Origin of the sequence: Pararobbsia alpina, from assembly GCF_965118125.1 — a bacterium.
Classification (GTDB): Bacteria; Pseudomonadota; Gammaproteobacteria; order Burkholderiales; family Burkholderiaceae; genus Pararobbsia; species Pararobbsia alpina_A.
The window spans coordinates 3551196-3570847 of sequence record NZ_OZ221287.1 but is presented as its reverse complement, the minus strand read 5'-3'; the positions used below and the strand labels follow the sequence as shown (position 1 = coordinate 3570847).

The window sequence follows — 19652 nt, the reverse complement described above, 5'->3', positions numbered from 1 at the left end:
CTCCTTAAAAAAGAGGAAATGAGGGAACAATGGGACATCAGGTCGATAGGAGAAAACGCCGCGTGCCAGGTTTGGGGACGGCGTACCGGGCGGCGACCTCGGGCTGCTCCGCCTGAAACCGTGCGAGATCGAAACCCGAGCCATCTCGACTGCGCTTGAACGACACGGCGCCGGTCTCGAAGACCGCACGCTCGGCCGTCCCTATCGCTTGCTGGATTTGCTGCTTGAGGCGTGATTCGACTTTTTCACGCCCTTCGATGTCGGCCCGCACGGCGACCAGATCGGCGAAGGCCGCGCACAGTGCTCGGTCACCGGTGAAATCCACCGTGCCACTGCCTGACGGATACAGACACCGCAGCGCACGATCGGACGATTCGGAACCATCAGCCGGTGGCGGTGTATCCATTTCGACGTACCGCCAGAACGCCGCCTCGAGCGGAATCAACCGGGCGATCAAATCGTCGTCACGCTCGATTCGATGGACTTCGAGCTTCTGGCCGCAAATCAATACCGCGACATCCGCAGCCTGTTTGCCGGTGACCGCCAATTGATGCTGCACCTGCACTTGCACGTACTCGGGCACGCCTTCCCGCCATGCCCTCGCGCCGAATTCGCCCGCTGTCTTGCACTCCAGGATTTGGACGTCCCGATTGCCCGTGACCTCGCGATCGAGGTTCGCCAGCATGAAGGGGATAGTTGGATGTTGAAGGACGGCATTGACTCGCCTGAGGCGACGTCCGGTCTGCTTCGTATAGGCCGCGGCGACGATGGGTTCTAGCAGCGTGCCCCAGTAGACCGGATCGGTCGTGTCCTCCGAATCCGGCTTCGGCAATTTAGCGTCGCGCCCGGTCTTGATGAGCCAAAGCTCCAACGGACTCATGTACGGACTGATGCCGACGGCCGCAGCCGCATCCGATCCGCCGATGCCGTTGCGACGTACGGATAGCCAGTCATCTCGGCTCAGTTCGCGCGTTTCGACCAAACGCAGCGCGGCACGACTGCGAGATCGCGGCGAAGTGGTTTGCATAAGGCTCTCCCAAAAGCAAAAAGCCCGGAGAGCCGAAGCTCTACCGGGCGTAAGTGAGGTTGAACAGGGACCGAGTCACGAGACGAGCCGAAGAGCCTCGTCCCAGGCCTTCTGCTTGAGTGTCGCGCCAGCGCCGAACCACGCTGCGTCGCGACGGTGGTCATCGCTGCGAGCACGACGCTGGTGATCGACGAACTCGGTGACGCTGTTGAGCAGTCCCCAGGCGGTGCCTGAGGCGGAAGCCAGCTCAGCGCCCTTGCCCCGCCCTCGAAACAGATCCTGCACGGCACGCACCGCACTGTCGTTCGTCGTGACCGCACGATCGCTGACGTTGCTCGCGTTGTAAGTCAGTACGCGTCGCAAGTACGATTCGGCCACTGGGTCGCTGACCTTGCGCTCGGACAGCGCCTTCATGCGCGCCATGAAACCATCCCACGACGAGATGGCGATACCGAGTTGTCGCTTGACCGCCTGGGCATCGAACTGACTGCGATGCGGGACCTTGATGGCGTTCGTGCTGTCACCGAGAGCGATCGCCAGCGTGTTATTGCAGACCACACGGACAGATGTGAACTGCGCTGTCGTGGCTAACGTCCCGTCGCAAGCGGTAGCGAGCAGCAGGTAACCGTTGACGCGATCGCGACCTTTGAGCGTGACGCTCTGACCGGTCTTGGCCAGCGCCCATAATTTCTTACCATCCTTGAGCACGCCCGCCGTTTCCAATTCGAAGCCACCGACTTCCGTGAGATCGCGATAGAACTCGAGAATCTCGGCGGGCTGAACGACCTGATAGCGCGAGGAGACAACGGATAGCGGGGCCTTGGTGTCCGAGCGGTAGAGCACCTTCTGTTCGGGAAACGGATGGATCGACCCAAGCGTACCGTTGTCGCTTGCGACGAAACGCACCTCGGCTTCTTCGATTTGCCAGTCCATCCCGGCTTGACGTGCCCAGACTTCGAGCGGCTGATTAGGGCCGAGAGCGTTGCCGAGACCGTGCCACGGGGTTTTCCCGACATATGCCATGGATTGAACGAGATGCATGATGTAGCTCCTGAGACGTAAACGCATAAAGCCCGGCCGGAGCCGGGCTTTATGCTGTTGATGGATGAAATGGAGGACTGCTTACTTGGCGCGAAATGTATGACCGCACGCCAGACATCGGTGATTGCAAAGTACTTGCGAGTCAACGGCTTCGCCGAGCGCCGTCCCTGCGGCACCGCCGGTCGCGGCACCGAAGAGGCCACCGAGGATGGCACCGGCGAAGCCACCGAGCGCCGTGCCGACAGGGCCCGCTATGGAGCCAACCAGCGCTCCGGTTTCGGCGCCCGTCAGCGTTGCGGCGATACCGCCTGCGGCGCCTGCGACAGTGCCGACAGAACCACCGATTTTGGCGGCGACATCCTGGGTTTCAATTTGAGCGCTATCACAGCGAGGACAGTGCAAAGCCATTCGACTACTCCTGAAGGAAAACAAGCGGACAGAGCGCGTCCGGTTCAAGAGGGTGATATGTGCCCGAGATTTTCTGCAATCTACATTGCCGTGATTGCCCCAACGTGTAGGTCCGCGAATCGCTCGACGTCGGCGTATTTTTGCTTGTTTTACCCGTACGCTCCGTTTTTCGATGACCAGAATGGTTCAAAGCTTTCCGGTGCCTTTGCGTATCCGCTCGGGTAAACTGTCTCGTGATGACCGAGAATTCAGCATCAAATTTCCGGGATTACATAATGGCAAAGCCTCCAGTTATAGAACCTCACCGGCTCGCGACGCTCTTAAGTCGCTTCCGTGACGGGGCAAAGCCGGATTCGCGACGTGGCTCTTCTCTTCCTGTTTTATGGTACGGGTGTAACGCCAAATGAGGTGGCGAAGATCACACCGTAGGCGATGCCCCTGGCGGGAGTTGAATGCTGCCGAGGCGTGTAGTCTGTAGCTTCTTCGTCCGCCTTGGCGTTCCGGTCGTATTGCGAGCCGGTTTGTAGTGAGCGGTCTTCAAAAAGACGGGATCGATGTCGATCCGCACCAGCGCGACTCGAAATCCAAGCGCATTCAAGCCGACTATGGCGTTCTTGAGGGTTATCTTCGAAAAGAACGGAAGGTCTTCGGGAAGGTTTTTCGTGGTCGCGATAGCGTAGACGATCCGATAGTTCTCCGGTTTCGGACGCTGGAGAGGATTTTCGAGCTTCATGTCGGCGGGGAGCCTCTCGTTAAGCTTGACCCGGAAGTCGTCGTGTCGCATGAAGGTCTCGGCTGACACACTCCCCTGGGCGAAGAGGTGGCTGAGTGTGGCCGAGCTCCGGTAGAGCTTCACGTGAATGAGGTCGCGCGTGTCGCGTACGAGGTCGCAAAACTCGATCTTGTCGTAGCCGTTGCCGAACGAGATGTTTTTCTTGTCGAACAGGTCGAATCCGGCGTTCTCCTTCGCGACGCTTTCGTTGTATAGCCCCTCGTTGGCATGTCGATAGACGGGCATCGTCGCGGGCTCGGCGTCGAGCCGCTTGAAGAACGTGGCAATCTCATCAACGAACTTGCGGCTGACCTCGTACCACAGCCCGTTACGAAGAATGTATGTCTCGTTGCCCATAGGAAGCTCGGCGTACAGGCACCGATAGGCCGTCCAGCTTTTGATCGACTGGTAATTCGCGTCGTTTACGTGGACCGAGATGGCCCTGAGCAACGTCGCGCTCGGTTTTCCGCCGTGCGTGGCGATATAGTCGATCAGCTGGTCGAGTTGCAGCGTAGGGTGACGTGCCGTCCTCGATCGCTGGTCGAACGAGTAGCCGCTCTGCCGTTCCCAATCAACGATCTCCGGTTCACCGAGCCAAATATCCTCCGGACGGGGATCGGATTGCAAGGCATCGGTGAGGGCGTCGTCGAGGTATTCGACGAGCGTCGAATCGCGCACCCGATGAACGTTGTCTATCCAGGCGAATCGCTCGGGGAGCGGCTTGTCGCGGCGGGAAAGGGCTTCGGTTAAAAGCTGCGGTAGGTCGTCAAGTGTGGCTGGTGGGTTGATCGTTAGGGCGTCACGCCCGCTTATTTGCTCGCCAAAAATCCCGACCTCAGACGTTCCCGTCACCGCGTGGACCATGTCGAGCTCGGGGTCGATATTTAAATCAAATATGTCAGAGTCTCGCGAGCTCTGGCTTCGTATGTGCAACGGATTGATCTCGTGACTAGCTTTGTCTAGGCTGCGCAGCTTTTGCGGAGCAATTGAGTTGAGCGTCACGCGCAAACCGAAGTCGCGATCGACTAGGTCGACGTTGATAAGGTGGTGCCCCATTCCAAACGAGAGCGCAAAGACCGCGCTGCCATGCCGGATCAGCAGGACGGCCCCCTCGGACCGACTGCCCTCGAAAAGATCGGGAGGCACGTCTTGGTTGCGGACGAGAAACGGAGCCCAGTCGGGCAATTTGGGGCGAGAGCTTTTTTTGGCGTAAAGGCGAGCCGTTCCTGAGCTTATTTTCAAGCCGACAGGAGGTTTCGCCCGATCGGTTTTTACAATTTGTTCGTCTTTTAGCTTGGCATCCCTGACCAGATAGATCGTGAGGTGCTCTCGCTTGGCTTGATGCTCTTTCATCAACGCCCCCGCAACTTTTTCTTCTGCCAGGTATCGGACCACGCGAGCGCGATATGGAGCTCCGTAACTGCTCGACTGGTGAAAATGATAGGACAATGGTTAAACAGCATCGGGACATCCGGCTAGAGATTTCCATTATGCGATGCAAATTTATCATTGCTGCCTAACGCGGCAGTCGCGACGCTAATGATATCGCCAACTTTTGCGCGAGTCGTGGACATCGTGGTCTGAGGTGATTGGGTGGGAAATAAATCAACCAATATATTCATCGCAAGCGGTCTTTTGCCCTCGATGCAAGGAGACGGCGCCGAAAAAGAGAGCAGGGCGTTTTTTGGGCTGCTTCGTATTTGAAGGATCGAGAGCAATCGTTTTCGCGATGCATACCTGCTGAAATTCGACGGTCTGCCTCGCGAATCGAAAGAATCTGATATAAGGTGTGGACAGCGGTTAGTCCGCGTCGGGGATAATGTCCGCTTGTTCGTAGAAAGCCTTTGCGTAGGTTTCCCTTTGGCGTTCCCGTTCGTGCACGGAAAAAGCTCGGTGGCCGGTCGCGTCCTCTTCCTTTTATTCCGGGGGGGACGTATTTCGGCTACCGCATCGGGCAGCGTTAGAAAAGACCAAAATTGAATTAGAGGAAGTCCAACATGGGAGGAGTCGATCTCCAAAGGTTAGCCGCGGACTATTGGCATATCGGTCTGGTGGCCGTATTTCTGATCACCATCACGATCGATTTCATAGTCCGCTTTGTTGGTCAGTCGAACAGGTTGTCACGAGAACTCAGGCAGTCGTTGATGGCGCTCTTGGCGATCCGCTCCAACATCAAGGGTGATATCACTGAGCTTGAGGAGATCGGCGAGAAAGCAATGTCGGGGGCGGCGCTCAGCCATTTGTGGAGCGAATACCGTAAAACGCTCCATCCTCAAAAGAGACCCGATGAGCACGGGCAGATCCAGCTTGTGCGTTGGCGCTCGACCGCCTTAGCCGAGAGCTTCTTCACCGAGCAAGCCGTCGTGGAGAGCCGCCTCAAGACGGAGTATTTCAAGCACCTCCCGGGCATTTTGACTGGCTTGGGGATCATCGGCACCTTCTTGGGCTTGATCAAAGGGCTGATTCACTTCGATGTGTCGATCGACCCTGCCAAAGCGCAAGAACAGCTCCGCGGTCTTGTGAACTCAGTGGGGCATGCCTTCTTCGTCTCTGCTTCGGCGATCGGCTTGGCAATGCTGTTCACTTTGATCGAAAAGTCCTTGGTCACGGCGCGCTGTCGTCAAGTCGAGCAGTTGCGCGAAGTGATCGACAGTCTCTTTCAAGGCGGGGCCGGCGAGGAGTATCTCGAACGGCTCGCCATCTCGTCGGAAAACGCTGCTACTCAGTCCGCCCAGATCAAAGACGCGCTCGTCGCCGATCTCAAAGAGATATTGACGACGTTGGCTACCGCGCAAATGGAAGCGCAAGCGCAGAACGTCGGGCAGATGTCGGTCGACATGGGCAAAGTGATTGCGGAGAGTCTCAGCGGCCCTATGGACGCGATCACCAAGGCCGTTCAGGGCGTGAGCTCGAACCAAAGCGAGGCCGTCAACAAGATGTTGACGGACGTTCTGGCGAGCTTCGCCTCTCAAATGCGCGAGATGTTCGGCGGGCAGATGGCAGGCATGTCTGAATTGATGGTCAAGGCAAGTGAATCCATGCAGGCTGCGGCGATCCAGTTTGGGCAGCTCGCCGCGAACATGAGTGCGGCGGGGACTGACACGGTCGACGCGATGGGCGAACGTCTGGGCAAAGCGTTGGAGGCGATGGATGCCCGCCAGGCAACGATGAATACCCAGATGGGAGCGTTCGTTGAGCAGATAAAAGCCTTGGTGTCGGAATCGCAGACCGAGTCGTCACAGAAGCTAAAAGACACGCTGACGGCGGTGGGTGATCAGGTCGCGGGAGTGATTGAACAACTCAGAAAACAGGCCGAGGAGGCAGCAGAATCTCAAGGCGAGCGTCATATGCGTTTTGAGCAGACGACGGGTCAGGCCATCGGCTCGCTGTCGAGCCAGGTCGAGCAGTTGCTGGCCCAATCGATGGAGACCAACAAATCGCTGCAAAACACGGTGGCAAGCCTCGCCCAAGCCACGGATAAAGCGATTTCTGGCATGAATTCCGGCGCCGAAACGCTCTATGTCGCCGCCTCCGATTTCGCAAAGGCCGGTCAGGGCGTGTCTGAGACCATGAAGGCGTCGGTTGTCGCGACGGAGGCGATCAAAGCCGCATCGACCCAGCTCACCACTTCGACCGATGGCGCGCGCGCGATCTTTGCCGACTACGCAAAAACACGCGACACCTTCGCGCTGATGGTCGCGGAGTTGGAGCGTACTTTCGAGAACGCCAAGCGCGATGCGTCGATGACCTCTGAAATCATCGGGCGAATCGAAACCGCAGCCCAGCAACTTGCCATCGCGCAGAAACAATCCGAAGAATATCTCCAGGGCGTCAGCGAGGTCTTGGTCAAGGCGCACGAATCGTTCCGAGAAAATGTCGAGCGCACTTTGCGAGATGGAAACCGTCAGTTCCAGAGCGAGTTGTCGAGTTCGGTCCAGTTGTTGTCTGGGGCGATCAAGAACCTGGGCGATGTGGTCGACGACATTCCGGCTCGGAGGTGATAGGCCATGCTTGGAATCAAAGCTCCCAGGCGGCGCGGCTCCCGAGATGATGGCGAAAAGCCATTCTGGATTTCGTTCTCGGATTTGATGACGGCGTTGATGGTACTGTTTCTGGTAGCCATGGCTGTGGCCCTGATGGCGGTTACGCAGGGCTTGCAGCAGATCAAGAAGGCGACAGAGGAGCGCGACAAGACCATTGAGAGCTGCGTCGCCGATGTGGATGCATTGACCAAACTTGATGAATTCAAGGGCGTCACCGTGCGCGGCCACTCCATCGACTTCGGCACCTTGGTCCAGTTTCAGGACAATGCGCACAAGTTCGAGAATCCTGACGACGAGCACTTCGTCCGCAAGTTCGTCCCACGCGTGCTGGATGTGGCCCGCTCGGCTAAGTGCGACAAGTGGTTGAAGCGAGTTGTGGTCGAGGGCTTCGCGAGCAAGACGGGCGATTACCTGTTCAATCTGAATTTAAGCTATCTGCGCTCGCAGCGGGTGCTCTGCGCCTTGCTGAGCACGCAGCCACCGGATGCACTGTCGGCAGCTGACCGCGCGCTGATCCAAACGCTATTCTTGGCGGGCGGCTCGTCCTTCAATACGACATCGAGCAGCGCTGCCCAAATGCGGCGCGTTGAAATCAAGCTGGAATTTCGCGATCTGGGCTCAGCCAAGGAGCCGCCACCCGATATTCCATTGGACCCCGGGCTGAGATGCCCTAACGACCGATGATCGACGCCCTCGCCATCCTTCAAACCGCGCTCACGCGATCCTTCGCGGGCAGCTTGGTGTCGCCCGAAACGTGGTCGGATCCGGAGGGAATGGCCCGCGCGCGCAAGCGCGTCCAGCACGACCATGGCGGGGCGGCCATCGCCGCCGACTCTCGCTCGATCTTGGCCGCGATCGCAGATTTCAAGAGATCAGGTCAGATCGGCGGATTCCGTGATCTCAAGTATGTTTGCCTTGGCATTGGCGCATTGGACAGCAAAGGTTGGTCTGTGTTGGCGGACGAAGCGCTGCGGGGCACTGTCGCCCGCATGGCCGAGCAGCAGTCGCAGTTGCATCGGCGACTGCGATGCTTCCAAGCTCTGCTGTCGACTTATTTCTCATTTCCCTTCAACAGCAAGGATGCAAGTCTCGAATCGAAGACGGGGTGGCGCGGCCTGCGCGGATGGCTTCGGGCCGAGCGCGACCGCATAGGAAAGCTCCTCGACTTCAAGCCCCCATGGTTCGAAACGCTGTTGCGCCATCCAGAATTGCTGACCAGCCAGCCATGCGACAAGTTTGGCTCCGGTCTTCTGCGAGGCGACGCGTCGAGTTTCAATGACGCTCGGGACGGGTTGTCGATCCCGGAGACTTCATGGGTGATCGACGAGGCGGTGTTTGCCCAAATGAAAGCCGCCGCTGACCTTCGAGATCCGCTGTTCAAATCTGCGTTGCCCGATTTGCTTGCGATCGCTATGGGACGCGAGGGCGTTTCTATCAGCGAGTCCTTGAGAATTCGGTGCGTCGCCCATCTGGTATCGCGCTACGCGCGATGTGACGATCGGCCCGAGCAGCCTGCGTTGCGGGACGCCGCCACATCGACGATTGGCAACCCATGGCTTCGAAGGACCCATTGGGACGCGTATGTCCGCGTTGGCGACAAGGCTGACGATCAGGCGCGGGAGATGGTGTTCTTTTGGCTCAAAGAGCGGCTGGTCGCCGACTTCTTCGAGCTTCTCAGCGTCGATGGAATCAACGACAAGAGGCGAGTGGCTTACTGGCTGAGGTTTGTGCCGTTTGTGGAGGACATGTGGTTCGCGCTGGGCTCTTCGGCGTCGAGCCGACGAGGGGGAAAATTTGGCGAGTTCCGCGAGAGGGCAAAGGGGCGCTTGCTGAATCTTGAAGGCACCACGGCCGACAACAACGCGTTTGTTATGCGAATCGGCGCCTACTTGGCCGTCGAGTTTGGCGCAGGCGGGAATGCCTTCTATCTATTTCGATGGGATTCGCTGAGCCCCTCACTTTTGCAATCCCTCAACTCGGGGCGGGCGAGCGAAGGGGTCCATATCACCGAGCTCAAGGGTGATGACAATGAAGACACGATCCGCCACCGCGACTCGCCGGTCGCATTGAAGAGCTGGGAGCAGAAGTTCGACGACAAGTTGACTAAGCTCATCGGGAAGAAGCCGGAAACACGGCCCGCATGTGTGCCGGACCTTGAAGCCTTGGTCGCTGATTGGCGCGTCGAGGTCAAGGATCTTCGAGGCGCTGGCGGTGCTCTTTGGGTTTACGAAATCGAGCGCTCGTCGAATCTCGCCAGGAAACTGCAAGCCATGGGATTTTCGTTCAGGGCCGGCCGTGGCTGGTTTAAGGAGTAGGCAATGGTCTGGTCGCCTTTCAAATCAAAAGACAAAGCCGTGGCAAGCCTTCTGGCAGAGAGACCTGCCGCACTGTTGGTTTCTTGGGACCGCGACGGAGCATATTTTCGTCCCGAGCCGGCGTTCGATAATTGGCTGTCGCAGCCGATGTCCTTTGCGTTGGGCGCCGAGCTTGTGCTTCTGCTTCGCCAGCTAGAAGAGGAGGGGTTCACTGAATTGCATGCCGATGGCGCCAGCCTCTCGTGGTCGAGCTACTACACGCTGCTGGAGTCTCCGGAGCACTGCGGCGCTCTCGGTCTTTTGGGGTTGCCGGGGCAGCAGGCGTGGAAGCCGATCCTGTCAAGCAACGGCACGCTCACGGATGCCAATTTTTCGGTAAGCATTCAAGGGTGGCTCGATCCCCAGGGGCAGCGACCAAATGGAAACGTAGGCATCGAGGGCGCCGTGCTGACTGCGGGAGGCAAGCCTGCGATCCTGCCAGAGGCGGCTTGGCGAATGGCACAGGCTATCGCTGAGCAGCGAAACCGCAAGGCTGAGGATCGCACGCCGGATGTCAACAAGCGCGATTGGTCGACCATCCGGGGCCACGCTTCTCGGGCGGGCGCTGACCTGACCGACTATCTGCGCAAGACAGTGGTCCTGACGCCAGAGCGTTTGCGAATCGACCTCCGCAAGGGCTACGTGATTGGCGACAAATTGGTGGAGGTGATGCCGGGATTCGATGGCGCGCCACCGCGCTGGCTCGAATTGTTCGATCGCTTCGACGCAGTGCCGGAGCGCTATGAAATTCCAGACGGCAATGGCCTGGTGCATGTGCTGTTGTCGGAGGAGGCGCGGACCGTGCTGCGGGAAATCAGGCGCATGCCTGGCCGGCGCATCGCAGGGGAGCGCGCCGAGGCTTTCGTCCGCAACCCATTCGCCACCTTGGGACCGGATGCCGCCAAGGTTATTGACCCGGAGCAGTTCGAGCGCGCGAGAGAGGATGCCGGCATCGTGTTCGCACGCTTCACCGCGAAGGTGTCACGCGACGACAAAGGTCATCCGTACGAGGTGTCGCTTGTCGTCGAGGAGACGCTTCGGGGCGCAGTCCGAGCTGAACAATTGAAGTTCGAAGGCCCGGTCGCGTTAGACGCATTTCTCAAAAAACTCGACGGAAAAATAGCGGCTGGGGCGCAGTGCTGCCACTGGCAGGGCTTCGACCTCGAGATCTTGGGCGACACGCCAGCTCAGTTGGCTTTGTTGCGCGGCGCGCTGAACGACTGGCGGCGCCCAAGCCTCATAAGCGCGGCCGACATCTTCGACCTTTCGAAGTACTCTGAGCGCGTGGGCGGCTTTGGGGTCGAGAAGCCCTATTACTCGCCTTTCATCGCCAAGAAGAGCGAGGACGCCGGGTGGTTTCCCGAAAATGTCGAATTGGGTTTGTGCTTTGAGCCTGAGGGCGGTGGTGAGACGGTTGCCATCGCACTGGACGACAGGAATGTGAAAAGCTTTCGAGAAGAGCTCAACAAGGCTCGCCAAGAAAGGCGCGAGACGTTCGAGTTTCCGGGTTGCCCCAAGCCGGTGCCGGTTACATGGGCGGTCAACGCCCTGGAAACGTTGGGGCAGGTTCGTGAAGATGTTTCGAAGGGAACATTCGACCCGAAGAAGCCGACCGCCAAGGGGCGTACCTCCGAGCGCAAAGGGCTGGTCGTCAAGCCCAACGTCGACGCTCTGGATTACGAGGAACGGCGCGGAATCCTTGCTCTCCCCGTCGAGCCCGCCGCGTTGCCATCCGCTATGCTCAGCCACATTGAGCTGAAAGAGCACCAGCTTGATGGCGTCGCGTGGCTTCAGCATTTGTGGCGGCACTCGCCTATCGCTTGCCGAGGCGCTCTGCTTGCCGACGACATGGGGCTTGGCAAGACCATCCAACTGCTCACGTTCATGGCCGCAGCCATCGAACGAGAGACCGGCATCGATCCATTTCTGGTTGTGGCGCCGGTTTCGCTGCTCGAGAACTGGAAGGAGGAGATCGCCAAGTTTTTTGCGCCGGGCGCAATGAAGGTCCTGACGCTGTATGGCCCGGACCTGGCGTCCAAGAGGGTGCCCAAGTCAGCGCTCGACGAAGGGCTTGTCGAGGCGGGGTCGCCCAAACTGCTGTCGTCGGGATGGCTCGGCTCCGCGAACGTGGTCCTGACGACCTACGAGACACTTCGCGATCTAGAGTTTTCGTTGGCAGCGCAGCGGTGGTCGGCCATGATTTGCGATGAAGCGCAGAAGATCAAGAATCCCAACGCGTTGGTGACTCGCGCCGCCAAAAAGCAAAACGCCAGGCTGAAAATCGCCTGCACGGGAACGCCCGTGGAGAACACCCTCACTGACATCTGGTGTCTCTTCGACTTCATTCAGCCGGGGCTGCTCGGCGCGTTGAAGGACTTCGGCTCAAAATATCGTAGGCCAATCGAGTCCGAGACCGCCGAGGAAAAGGCCCGCCTCGAAGAGCTGCGGGGCTTGATCGAATCGCAAAAACTCAGGCGTACCAAGGCGGAAGTCGCCAAGGACCTGCCCAAGAAGATCGAATTCGCAGGGTGCCGCGCGTTGCCCCTGTCTCAGCGCCAGCGCGCGCTTTATGCAGACGCCGTTGCGCAGTTTAGGTCGAGGTCGGGTGGGCGCCAGGCGACAGGGATGCAATCTCCGCTGGGGCTTTTGCAATACTTGCGTCGGCTCTGTTCCGATCCCAGATCGCCCGGCCATCTTTCCACCGAGTCGGAGCCGCTCGCTGACGTCGAGCGGAACTCGCCCAAGATGGCGTGGATGCTGGGACATCTGCAAGAGGTCAAGAAGGCGGGGGAGAAGGCCATTGTGTTCTGCGAGTTCAGGGATTTGCAACGGACATTGCAGCGGGCCATATCGGATCGCTTTGGCTTCGTCCCCGACGTGATCAACGGCGACACATCGGCGGACTCTGCCAACGCCAGCAATCGTCAAAGGCGGATCAAGGCGTTTCAGGAGGGGCCGGGTTTCGGCGTGATTGTGCTTTCACCGCTTGCGGTGGGGTTTGGCGTGAACATCCAAGCGGCCAATCACGTTATCCACTTCACCCGGACGTGGAATCCGGCCAAGGAGGACCAAGCAACGGACCGCGCCTATCGCATTGGCCAAGAGCGCGATGTCCATGTCTATTACCCTGTGGTGGTGGCTCACGATTTTCTGACGTTCGACGCAAAGCTCGACACACTGCTCAACAAGAAGCGAGCGCTTTCGACCGACATGCTTAACGGGGCAGGGGATGTGAGCCCTGCTGACTTTGGGGACTTGGAGGCGCCCGATGGTGGCAATGCGTTCAGCAATGAGCCTCTCACGGCCGACGACGTCGGTGCACTCGATGGCGACGCCTTCGAAGCTTTCTGCGCGTTGTTGTGGACCAAGATGGGCTATGCGCGGACCATCAAGACTAAGCGTGTGGGCGACGGCGGTGTCGATGTAGTCGCCATTAAGCGCACCGAAGGCGCGTTGATCCAGTGCAAAAGCTCGACTGTCGAAGATAAGGAACTTGGGTGGGAGGGAGTCCGAGATGTTTCTGCTGGGCGTGCCTCATACGCGGCTCGTTATCCCGGAATCAATTTCTCGATGCTGGCCGTCACCAACCGACGTTTCAATCAGACCGCGAGACATCAAGCAGGCGTTTTGAACGTGGAGTTGATCGAAGGCCACCATCTCGCAGAAATGCTCGCGCTCCATCCAATGAAGCGCGGTGAGCTTGAGCGGTTTCTGCTCGCGGGGTGGGGCGCTGCCTGAGTCGGTTTCCGTTGTCCATCACCGAAGCGATGTCAGGGAGCGGCGTGAACGACCTCTAGGCCATGGCCGCTGCCGACCATCGATGAATGGGGCAGAGCGAGCAATTGTCGGCGGCCTACCACGGCAAACGCGCTCGATGCAGCGCCGCCGCGTGGTTCAGTTGATCAAGCAGCGATTGTGGAAGACGGGCCTCCGTTGCTAGCGAGGCGGCGATCAGCAATTGCGCAAGCTGGTGAGGGGCGTTTGCGTCTTCACGAATGGCTTCCTGCAGCGACGGGACTGAGAGCTTAGGCAGTAGCAGCAGGGCCGGAGTGCGCGCATGCTCTCGCCACATGTTCGAGAACGCCTTGGCTAGAGGTTTGAACGCCGAGTCGAGAAAAACTTTGCTTGGCAACATCGACAGCCAATTGAGAGCTCGAATCTGGCACTTCGCCGTCGTCTCGGGGCTGCGTTGACTTCCCATGAGGAGTCGAAAAACGGCCCCCAATCTGTCCATCGATTTGGCGTCAGTGTTTGTGACCAGCTTCGCCGCGTCGACCGGGGCGACGGAGATCGCTCGCAACGCCTCGCGAGCTTCGCCGAGAAGCGCTGCGCTATGGGCTCGGCCACCAAGGTCGTCGATCCAGGTCTTGGTGAGCTCCTCGATCGAGCCGCCCGAGAGGCCTCGGATGAACAGGGCTAGGCCGAATACCGATTCCACACCCATGGGCGCGGACCGATCAGCACCCAGCACTTCGCCCTCAAAGGGCGCCAGAGAGTCTGGCAATGAGGTGCTTTCGTTCCTCTGTTGTGCCCGGTACCGCCAAAAGTATTCACTCAGGCCGTACAGGCTGACTGACATCTGTTCGAATTGGCCGCGGTCGATTAGCTCATTGCAGCGGAGGTTCCAATATTGAAATCCGGCCGCCAGCACCCTCGACTGCGACAGCGTGGAGCGAAGAGCATTGACGCCGTCGCCTTCGACGCGCAGCAACGAAGCAATCTCGATCACAAATGCCGCCGCCATCTCAGACGGCAGTTTGGGCAGTTCAGCGATGGATTTGTTTCGGTGTGGGTTGCTGCACTGGCCGATCTGAGGCTCGAAAACTGGCTCCGATTCGAACTTGCCGCGAAGTTGTTCCAGGATCCATCGGAGCACGTGACCGCCGAGCTTTTTGGCGGCAAACAGGTCGAATTGTTTGGCCGGGTCAAAATCTCTCTCGAACGCCGACAGCCCTGCAACGATAAGCGAAACTACTCGAGAGCGTGCTCCGTCTTTGAATGCGCAATATGCAGCGTCGAAGAGTGCGCCTCCCGCCATCGCCGGCATTGAGCTTTCGCTCGCGCTTCGCGATGCGATCTCGAACCACTCGGATGCTGTGTCAAAATCCCCCAAGATTCCCGCTGCGTAGCCCGCTTTGCGTAAAACATGAGGGTCGCGCTCGAGATCGGCGTTCGAGGACGAGGGGCGCCATAGCGACCTCTTCCACAAACTCAGTGCCTGCTTGAAATCCTTTCTCCCAAAATAGACGGACGCTTCCTGCGCAATCAAGAGCGGAGCGTCGCCGAAGTTCTCGATGGCCGTTCGGAGGCATGCGAGGGCGTCTGCGCCGCGAGACAAGTGATCTTCGTAAAGGACCGACAGCAATCTGGCGGCGGAAACCCCCATTGCCCTCGCGTTCCATTGTCCCGCAAGCGAAAGCATTCTAAGCAGCGTCTCTTCGGCAAGCAGCCAGCGAGGGGCTTCACGATTTGCCTCGTTTTTCCATGGCCCCTGGACGAACAAATGGTTTCTGCTGAACATAGGGATGGTGAACGCCTTCAGCATGCGATCTCGAGCGGTAGGAGTCGTTGCTTCAAGCGCATCAATAAATTCTCGCAACTGGTCCAAGTCTTTGCAGCGGGCGAAATTGAAGCCAAATAGGGAGGCGATCAAATCGGCGCCTTTCGTTACCCCACCGGGGCATAGCTCGGCGGTCAACCCTTTATCGATCGGCGCGTCGGGAATAGCGGACTCCAACCGATTGATTTCTTCAAGCGCATGAACAACAGTTCTCGCCCCGAACGACTGATCCGGTGAATCGGCCACCGACATGGCCCACATGAACTGGTTCGCGTCTCGCTGCTTAGAATCTTCTATGCGCGCTATGGAGTCTTCCCACTGCGTGACTAGGAGTGGAAGCTCGGCTATCGCCAACTGCTTTGCGATTCGAAATTGCGTGAGTCGCAAAAGAGCGATCGTCTGCGCGTCAAATGCTCCCGTATTCGTGTCATCGCCACGTCCCACAAAGACGATGGGGGTTAGCAGATCCGCGGCGGCACCGCGCAGCGCTCGCTTCTCGTCGATCAGCGAGGACAAGAAAAACGAAAGGCGTCGGTCGTCGCCACTTTCCCACGCGTGCAAGAAGAGCGCGAAAGCCTTGTCCACCGAAACCGACCTTCGGCCCACGAGTGCATCGAAGATGCATTTGTGCGCTTGTGCCACCTTCTTCGAGGACCACACCAGGTTGGCCTGTTGGGTGAGGAGCGCTGTGATTTTGTATTCTTGAGATGACTGAGTTTCGACCCATCGACCGACCAGGCGATCAAGCGTATCTCCGGGCGAGCGCAGTCCGACGAACTCCTCTCCAATGAACAAGACCGCCTCGCGGTCTAATGGGCTCAGAGCAAGACTGAGCGAGTAAAGAAGGTCCAGTTCTGTGTCGGGAAGCGTGCTTGCCGCCTCGCGTCGAGCGAACGCACGCGCCTGCTCGATGCTTGCCGGTGGGGTCTCCATCACTGCGGCGGGTGGATTTTGCCAATCCGCGCCCTGCAACTCGAGACCCAGAAGATGCACGAGCTTCGGATGTCCGCCGCCGCTTCGCGCAAGAATTGCCGCGGCGAATTGTGCGCTCTGGTCGCCTGGGCAGCCGAGCACAGACACGAACTCGCCGATCTCTTCCCGCGAAAGGTCGGGCACGGCATGAATATGGATGCCAGCCGTTCGAAGCCGAGGATCGACGGCCTCAGGATGAACTCCCTTCGCCGTGAGAATCAAAAATTGTTCGCGGCGCGCGCATTGCTCGGCGACCACGCTGAATCGCGTCCACACCGCTTGTGTGATCGTGGTCGCGACCGGAAAGTCGTCCACAACCACTACCGTTCGAGAGGGCAGGTCGCGAATCGCCAGAAGCAAACGCTCTAGCGCCGAAGGCAGCGCCGACGCGTCATATGCCGACAAGTCGACCCAGCAAGCGACGCCCCCAAGCTCCTTTCCGACCAGGCTGGCCACAGTGGTCTTTCCTCGACCTTCAGAGCCGACAATCAGCGCTGGGCTGCCTTGCCGCGTGATTGCGTCGATCAGCGATCGACGGGGCAGGCAAAACGGCGGAAGCATGGGTTCGACGCCCAGCGCCGCTGGCGAAAAAGAGACCGAACTCAATGTCGCTAGCGTCACGCCTCGCCCTGTAGCCGACGCGTGCCCCATTTGAGAGATGATGCTGCGTGTCAAAGGCATCATCATGCTCGTCTTGGCTACAAACACTCTGAGCAGATCGGCTTTGGTCAGGACACGTAGATTGATGTCGCGATGCTTGATCGTTTCGACGCAATGAGCGAGTAGTCCGTCGACAGCTTTCTGCGATTCGTTATGGTCAATGTCCCGTTCGTCGCCCAAATCGATTATCGCCCGCTCCACAGCAATCCGGACCGCGTCCGTCGAGGGTTCCGTTGTCGCCCAATCGATGCGCTCGAAGAGCTTTGAACGCAGATCTGCTGGGGCGGCCGAGTCAAGGAAACGCCGTAAGGTTGGCGATTGCAGGGTTTTACTCAGATAGCGAGCGACGCGCGATGCTGCATCGTCGTCCCCCTCGGCGGCTGTTCGCCAAAGGCTTATTCCCGTTACGCCTTGGAGCGGATCGCCTTTCTCGAAGCCAACGTCGCCGCGCGTGACGAAGCGCATTCTAATCGGTCGGTCTGGGTTGCGTTCAAGGTGCGCCCAGAAATTCTCGATAGCTTCGCGGACGTCGTTGGAGCCTAGCGAGATGTTCTTGCCGGAGTTTTTGATCTGAGATGTGCTGGTTTCGCCGTTTTCGTCTACGAGGTCGAAGTCTTCTGCGCCTTCTAAGTAGAGCAATTGACCAATGCTGAGTTTCGTCCAAGCTTCGACTGACCGCCAAATTTGATAGTCGTAACCTCGCAACGAATCGATCGCCTGTCGACGGATGTCGGCCATGAGCGGAGCAGAATGTGTATCGGAGGTCACTGAACCGTCTTTCCTTCGAAAGAATCTTTTCGTTCACGATCCCAAGGGGCGAGCGCCGTCGCGTGGGCGAACGCGGTCGCAAGCAAAATGTCTTGGCTAAGACGTATGGCGACGAATCGTGTCGCCCGGTCAGCCTCAGCGTGTGGCATTGGCCGTGTTGGTCGGCTCGGGATCTGGCTCGTATTTTACGGGCAAAGGCGCCAGGTCTCCTGTATTTGCCGCTGAGCTGTCCAAGAAAACGTTCGATGAATCAAGGTAGGCAAGGGGGCGCTAGAAGCGGAGGGACAACCAAATGTTGCAGCGTTGCTGCAGCGAGCTGCGGCTAAGGCGGGTGCGTTGCCACTCCCGCTCAGTGAGACCGCATGGATCGACATCGATTAATGCGGATCCGAAATGCCTACATGGTGCCTACACGGAGTCGAAAAAACAAAAAGCCCAGTCCGAAGACTGGGCTAAATACTTGAATTCTTTGGTAGGCCGTACGTGACTCGAACACGTGACCAACGGATTAAAAGTCCGCTGCTCTACCAACTGAGCTAACGACCCAAAAGAGTCCGAAAGTATAGCGGCCAGCACGGCACGGGTCAACCCGTAGGCCACGCAAAGTCGAATCCCGCCCGTTTGCGGGACGCGCACAGCTTACGCCCGCGGGCGGGCGGCTTCAATCCGGGCAGGCGACCGCGCATGCCGGCGCGAACATGACTGCTCGCGCCGGCATCCACTGACGTTAGTGAATCTGCGTCAGCTTGTTTTGCGCGGTCTGCGCGGCTTCGGTGTTGCCGTACTGCGCAACGATCTGCTGCAGCGTCTTTCGAGCGGCCGGCTTCTGGCCTTGCTCGAGTTGGTTCTGCGCAATCGCCAGCAACGCTTCCGGAGCCCGCGGATGGGTCGGATAGTTGTTGACGACGCCTTGCAGCACCGACGTCGACGCCTTGTAGTCGCGCTGCGCGTACAGGCAGTTGCCAAGCCAGTACTGGGCAGTCGGCTGATACGGGCTTTGCGGATACTTCTGCACGAAGTCCCGGAAGGCCGCCGTCGCGTTCTTGAAGTCACCATTCTTGAACTGCTGAAGGGCGGCATTGAACGCGTCGGATTCGCCAGGTTGCACGGTGCCCTGCATGCCGTCGACCGTCGCCTGTTGAGGCTCGAGCTTCTGCAGGCGCGAGTTCAGATCGGCGTAGTAGTCCTTCTGCGCCTTCTGAAGCGTCGTCACCTGATTGGCCAGGTCCTCGTTCTGACCACGCAGCGTCGCAACCTGCTGTTGCAGGGTAGCGAGCTGATTGGACTGATCGAGAATGGTGCGTTGCGCGGCGGCGATCTGGCCCGACTGCGCGTCGGTCTTGGCGCGCAAGTCCAGAATGGCCTGGCGCGCCTCGTTGTCATCAAACACACCTGCGTGTGCCGGCGCGGTGACCATCACCAACCCCACTGCGCCGGCGGCTGCGGACGCCCGCAGCCAGCTCATACGAAACAGCATCGGGCAATCTTCCGTTTATTGATAGACCAGGTCCGAGCGGCGGTTTTGCGCCCACGAAGCTTCGTCATGACCCGTAGCTTGCGGCTTTTCCTTGCCCAGGCTCACAGCTTCCATCTGCGAATCGGGCACGCCGAGCAGCGACAGCGCCTTGCGAACGGCTTCAGCACGCTTCTGACCAAGCGCGAGGTTGTACTCGCTCGTGCCGCGTTCGTCGGTGTTGCCCTGGATCAGGACGTGACGTTGCGGGTGCGACTTCAGATATTGCGCGTGTTGGCCGAGCAGTTGCTGGTATTCGTCCTTGACCGAGTAGCTGTCGAAGTCGAAATAGATGCTGCGCTTGGCGAGCGGGCTGTTCGGATCGTTCAGCGGATCAACGTTCACTTGTTGAACATCGTTCGGGTTCGGTTGCGTACCGACCGCGCCGTTCTTGGCGTTGGCGTTTTCGTCGAGCTTGACACCGGAGTGGCAGGCGGCGAGCAGGCCGATCAGGCCTGTTACGAGGATCAGGCGAAGCTTGGACATCATTTGAAACTCTCCTTGTGTTATTGCGTGAAGCCGTACGACATATAC

General features: G+C 58.9%; 11 protein-coding genes and 1 tRNA gene. 5 read left to right on the top strand and 7 right to left on the bottom strand.

The genetic code is table 11. From position 1 onward, the window contains the following. Positions 1-37: 37 nt before the first annotated feature. Both ACMFWR_RS15425 and ACMFWR_RS15420 read right to left on the bottom strand, forming a co-directional pair. Positions 38-1027: a YqaJ viral recombinase family protein gene (locus tag ACMFWR_RS15425; RefSeq protein WP_413192481.1), complete on the bottom strand. Its 990-nt coding sequence runs from the start codon at positions 1025-1027 to the stop codon at positions 38-40. 75 nt (positions 1028-1102) lie between these two features. Then, positions 1103-2068, bottom strand: a complete 966-nt coding sequence (locus ACMFWR_RS15420; RefSeq protein WP_413192480.1) for a DUF932 domain-containing protein — start codon at positions 2066-2068, stop codon at positions 1103-1105. A 51-nt stretch (positions 2069-2119) separates the two neighbouring features. On the opposite strand from ACMFWR_RS15420, the gene ACMFWR_RS15415 reads away from it, so the two are divergent. Then, a complete protein-coding gene (locus tag ACMFWR_RS15415) occupies positions 2120-2701 on the top strand; it encodes a hypothetical protein (protein WP_413192479.1) in 582 nt (193 codons plus the stop codon). Positions 2702-2894: 193 nt separating this feature from the next. On the opposite strand, the gene ACMFWR_RS15410 is transcribed toward ACMFWR_RS15415, so the two are convergent. After that, the gene (locus ACMFWR_RS15410; RefSeq protein ID WP_413192478.1) at positions 2895-4601 is read right to left on the bottom strand and encodes a TIGR04141 family sporadically distributed protein; all 1707 of its coding nucleotides are present in this window, start codon (positions 4599-4601) and stop codon (positions 2895-2897) included. Positions 4602-5245: 644 nt separating this feature from the next. Between ACMFWR_RS15410 and zorA the strand changes: the two genes are divergently transcribed. From zorA to ACMFWR_RS15390, 4 genes are read left to right on the top strand one after another with little or no spacing between them, the layout of a single operon-like run. Next, positions 5246-7249 (top strand): anti-phage ZorAB system protein ZorA, encoded by a 2004-nt coding sequence (zorA, locus tag ACMFWR_RS15405; RefSeq protein ID WP_413192477.1) that lies wholly within the window; start codon positions 5246-5248, stop codon positions 7247-7249. A 6-nt stretch (positions 7250-7255) separates the two neighbouring features. Continuing rightward, positions 7256-7975 (top strand): flagellar motor protein MotB, encoded by a 720-nt coding sequence (locus tag ACMFWR_RS15400; RefSeq protein WP_408260407.1) that lies wholly within the window; start codon positions 7256-7258, stop codon positions 7973-7975. Then, on the top strand, positions 7972-9606 hold the full coding sequence (locus ACMFWR_RS15395) for an EH signature domain-containing protein (RefSeq protein ID WP_413192476.1): 1635 nt from the start codon (positions 7972-7974) through the stop codon (positions 9604-9606). Before ACMFWR_RS15400 ends, ACMFWR_RS15395 begins: the two co-directional genes overlap by 4 nt. Positions 9607-9609: 3 nt before the next feature. Next, a complete protein-coding gene (locus tag ACMFWR_RS15390) occupies positions 9610-13383 on the top strand; it encodes an SNF2-related protein (RefSeq protein WP_413192475.1) in 3774 nt (1257 codons plus the stop codon). A gap of 115 nt (positions 13384-13498) precedes the next feature. On the opposite strand, the gene ACMFWR_RS15385 is transcribed toward ACMFWR_RS15390, so the two are convergent. The 4 genes from ACMFWR_RS15385 to pal all read right to left on the bottom strand — a co-directional run bounded on the left by ACMFWR_RS15385 (position 13499) and on the right by pal (position 19607). Beyond that, positions 13499-17575, bottom strand: coding sequence for a tetratricopeptide repeat protein (locus tag ACMFWR_RS15385; RefSeq protein WP_413192474.1), 4077 nt, complete (start codon positions 17573-17575; stop codon positions 13499-13501). Between the two features lie 500 nt (positions 17576-18075). Next, positions 18076-18151: transfer RNA gene (locus ACMFWR_RS15380), tRNA-Lys, on the bottom strand. A gap of 181 nt (positions 18152-18332) precedes the next feature. Continuing rightward, on the bottom strand, positions 18333-19082 hold the full coding sequence (gene ybgF, locus ACMFWR_RS15375) for a tol-pal system protein YbgF (RefSeq protein WP_413192473.1): 750 nt from the start codon (positions 19080-19082) through the stop codon (positions 18333-18335). A gap of 15 nt (positions 19083-19097) precedes the next feature. Next, positions 19098-19607, bottom strand: a complete 510-nt coding sequence (gene pal, locus ACMFWR_RS15370) for a peptidoglycan-associated lipoprotein Pal (protein ID WP_413192472.1) — start codon at positions 19605-19607, stop codon at positions 19098-19100. Positions 19608-19652 lie beyond the last annotated feature (45 nt).